The organism is Streptococcus parasanguinis, assembly GCF_001578955.1.
In the GTDB taxonomy this organism is placed as follows: Bacteria; Bacillota; Bacilli; order Lactobacillales; family Streptococcaceae; genus Streptococcus; species Streptococcus parasanguinis_U.
Map to the genome: position 1 here is coordinate 1 of NZ_KQ969694.1, position 3,560 is coordinate 3,560.

The 3,560-nt window shown below is 35.2% G+C and carries 3 protein-coding genes, 1 tRNA gene and 1 pseudogene; 4 read left to right on the forward strand and 1 reads right to left on the reverse strand.

Annotation, left to right across the window (positions count from 1 at the left end; translation table 11 throughout):
- The first annotated feature begins 5 nt into the window (after positions 1-5).
- A tRNA-Asn gene (locus SPADD19_RS10205) sits at positions 6-79 on the forward strand.
- A 277-nt stretch (positions 80-356) separates the two neighbouring features.
- Here the strand turns inward: SPADD19_RS10205 and SPADD19_RS10210 are convergent.
- On the reverse strand, positions 357-1,712 hold the full coding sequence (locus SPADD19_RS10210) for an aspartate kinase (protein ID WP_061455932.1): 1,356 nt from the start codon (positions 1,710-1,712) through the stop codon (positions 357-359).
- Positions 1,713-1,954: 242 nt separating this feature from the next.
- On the opposite strand from SPADD19_RS10210, the gene fabM reads away from it, so the two are divergent.
- The 3 genes and pseudogenes from fabM to SPADD19_RS12960 form a co-directional block, all read left to right on the forward strand.
- Positions 1,955-2,743 carry a trans-2-decenoyl-ACP isomerase gene (gene fabM, locus SPADD19_RS10215; protein WP_061455933.1) on the forward strand — a complete coding sequence of 263 codons (789 nt, stop codon included), beginning with the start codon at positions 1,955-1,957 and terminating at the stop codon, positions 2,741-2,743.
- Positions 2,744-2,838: 95 nt separating this feature from the next.
- Positions 2,839-3,273 (forward strand): fatty acid biosynthesis transcriptional regulator FabT, encoded by a 435-nt coding sequence (gene fabT / locus SPADD19_RS10220; protein WP_003003993.1) that lies wholly within the window; start codon positions 2,839-2,841, stop codon positions 3,271-3,273.
- Positions 3,273-3,560 (forward strand): annotated as a pseudogene (locus SPADD19_RS12960) (3-oxoacyl-ACP synthase); the annotation flags it as partial. The gene fabT and the pseudogene SPADD19_RS12960, both read left to right, overlap by 1 nt.

The window sequence follows — 3,560 nt, forward strand, 5'->3', positions numbered from 1 at the left end:
TTGATTCCGCCATAGCTCAGTTGGTAGTAGCGCATGACTGTTAATCATGATGTCGTAGGTTCGAGTCCTACTGGCGGAGTATATTCAAAGAGGTCAATTATTGACCTCTTTTATTTTTTAGAAAAAGCTCTATTAGGCAATTGGAGCTTCAGAATGTATACAATCCCAATAAACAATAGAAAATTTCTATTTTGAGGTTGTTTACCATATAATGGAAACTCTTAGGAATGCTGATATAGTACTATTTTTAAGAGTTTTTTGCTTTCTCTGGTAAAAAAAAATTGAAGAAAGTAATCAAAATTGATTTTTTCTTCAATCCGAAGTACCTGTTAAGTAACGGAACATTTATCTATTTATTAGTTATTTGAGAAAAATGCATTATATAAAGCTTTAATGGCTTTTTCTTCTTGGTTTTTACTTACAACGAACATAATGGAAACTTCACTAGAACCTTGTGAAATCATTTGAATATTAACTTCATTTTCTGATAGTGCTTTGGCTGCAGTTGCCGTAACCCCAACTTGACTTTTCATTTTTTCACCAACAATCATAATGATTGAAAGATCATGTTCAATCTCAGCTGTGTCAACTTCAAGTTTCTGAGTTAATTGTTTTAAAATTTCTTGTTCTTTAATTGGAGTGAGTTCACGTGAACGTAATATTATAGATAAGTCATCGATACCAGTTGGCATGTGTTCCCAACTAATATTAAGATCTTCTAGTACTTGTAAAACTTTACGACCAAAGCCAACTTCACGGTTCATGAGGTATTTGGTCATATTGATACTTACGAAACCTGAATCACCTGCGATTCCTACTACAGTTACATGATCATTAGAATGTTCTAAAACAATTCTTGTACCAGGATGATTTGGATTGTTTGTATTTTTTATTACTAGAGGAATTTTACCTCTGTATGCTGGTACGAGAGCCTCATCATGCAATACAGAAAAGCCAGCATAGGCTAATTCTCGCATCTCTTTGTAGGTTAACTCAGGAATCGAGTGGGGATTTTTAATAATACCAGGGTGTGCAGCAAATATTCCATTGACATCCGTAAAGTTTTCGTATAAGTCTGCTTTTACACCAGCAGCAATGATTGATCCTGTAATATCAGAACCACCACGAGAAAATGTACAAATGTCCCCATCTTGGGTAACACCAAAGAATCCTGGAACGACAATCACTTCACTTGAATCTTTTAGTTCTTCAATTTTATCGTAACTAGATGGCAAAATCCGAGCGTTGGAAGGTTCTGCAGTAACGGTAATTCCTGCTTCTTTTGGATGAATATATCTTGATTCTAAGCCATTTTGATTGAAATAAGCAGCAATGAGTTTAGCATTGTTATTTTCACCAGCAGCTAGGAATGCATCGTATGTAAATGGGTTTCCTTTTTTGGGTAAATTTGTCAAATCATAGATATCTTCAGCAATTTCTTGAATAATGGATTCTTTGAGACCCAATTCTTCCGTAATAGCACGATAACGCTCTATAATCCACTGTTGTGTTTGAGTAACATCCTTATCTGAAGTAAATTCTTTATAATATCGAATCAGAGCATCTGTTACTTTTGTATCTTCTGCATTGCGTTTACCTGGAGCCGATACAACTACAAACATTCTTTCTGGATCATCTTTAATGATATCAAGTACTTTTTTTAATTGAGAAGCTGATGCTAGAGAACTTCCACCGAATTTTGTTACTTTCATGTTTTCTCCTTAATAGTTTTCATTAATACATTATACCAAAGTTCAGTTATTGATACAATTTATTTCCTGATAGGAAATAGTATTTGTAACTTCTGAGGCAAAAGGTTGAAACTATTCAAACTTTACAATTTTGTTACATCATATAGATATATTTTACTATTTTTATTTTTTGTGGTATGATATGTTATAATTCATAAGTTTTAATATCAAAATATTTAATATTAAAATAAAAGGAGTCTGAGATGTTTGAAACAATTTTGTATTCAGTTGAAAATGACCTAGCAACGATTTCTTTAAATCGTCCTGAGGTATCAAATGGTTTTAACATTCCAATGTGTCAAGAAATTTTAGCTGCTTTGGAAGATGCAGAAACCAATGAGGAAGTTAAATTCATTATTCTGTCAGCAGAAGGAAAAATCTTTTCAGTTGGTGGGGATTTGAGCGAAATGAAACGTGCAGTTGATGCGGATGACATCGAGTCTCTTGTCTTAATTGCGGAATTGGTTAATACTATTTCGAAGAAAATTAAACAATTGCCTAAGCCAGTTATCATGGTGGCAGATGGAGCTGTCGCAGGAGCAGCAGCAAACATTGCAGTAGCTGTTGATTTTTGTATTATTAGTGAGCGGACAAAATTCATTCAGGCTTTTGTTGGGGTTGGTTTAGCACCAGATGCAGGTGGTTTATTCTTATTAGGAAAATCTATTGGAATGTCTCGTGCTACTCATTTAGTAATGACGGGTGAATCCCTGAACGCTGAAAAGGCATTTGATTATGGCCTAGCTTACCGTGTATGTGAATCTGATAAACTCGATAAGACGGTAGATCAACTGCTTAAAAAATTAAGAAGAGGATCTTCAAATTCTTATGCTGCTATGAAAGAAATGGTATGGGAAGCATTCCTGAAAGATTGGGATCAATATGCGGGTCTTGAATTGGAATTGCAAAAGAAACTAGCTTTTACGGAAGATTTTAAGGAGGGGGTTATTGCCTACTCTGAAAAACGACGGCCACAATTTAAAGGAAAATAAATTTGTATTTTTTCTGTGTTTTTTGAAAAAATGCTTGCAAATTATTTTCATTTTTGATACAATTCGACTGTCAAAGTAATTTAGGAGGTGGAGTTTTGAATTACCAATTAGTTAACGATTATTTAACATCCATCTTTAATAATGTTTTGGTTATTGAGGAGTCGAGCCTAAGAGCAAGTCGATTCAAAGATGTTTCTATAAAGGAAATGCATACGATTGATGTGATTGGTTCGACACCGAATGCAACACCGAGTGATATTTCACGGGAGTTGATGGTGACTTTAGGGACTGTCACGACAAGTTTGAATAATCTTGAACGCAAAGGGTATATCGAAAGAAGAAGATCAGAGGTTGATCGCCGGGTTGTACACTTAAGTTTAACGAAGAACGGTCGTCTACTTTATCGTCTTCATCAGCAATTCCATAAACGGATGGTCAACCAGATTATTGGAGATATGAGTCCCGAAGAGAAGAAAGTGATGCAGAAAGGATTGCAAAATCTGTATCGTTTCTTGGAGGAAATTAAATAATGGTCTTTGCTAAAATTAGTCAAGTTGCTCATTATGCACCTGACCAAGTCGTATCAAATGATGATTTGGCTGAGATCATGGATACAAGTGATGAATGGATCAGTAGTCGGACAGGTATCCTTCGGCGTCACATTTCAAAAGATGAGACGACAAGTGATCTAGCAACAGTTGTCGCACAAAGATTATTAGCAAAAGCAAACTTAGACGCTGAGGGACTTGATTTCATCGTTGTTGCTACGATTACTCCAGACAGTTTAATGCCATCAACTGCAGCCCGGGTACAAGCT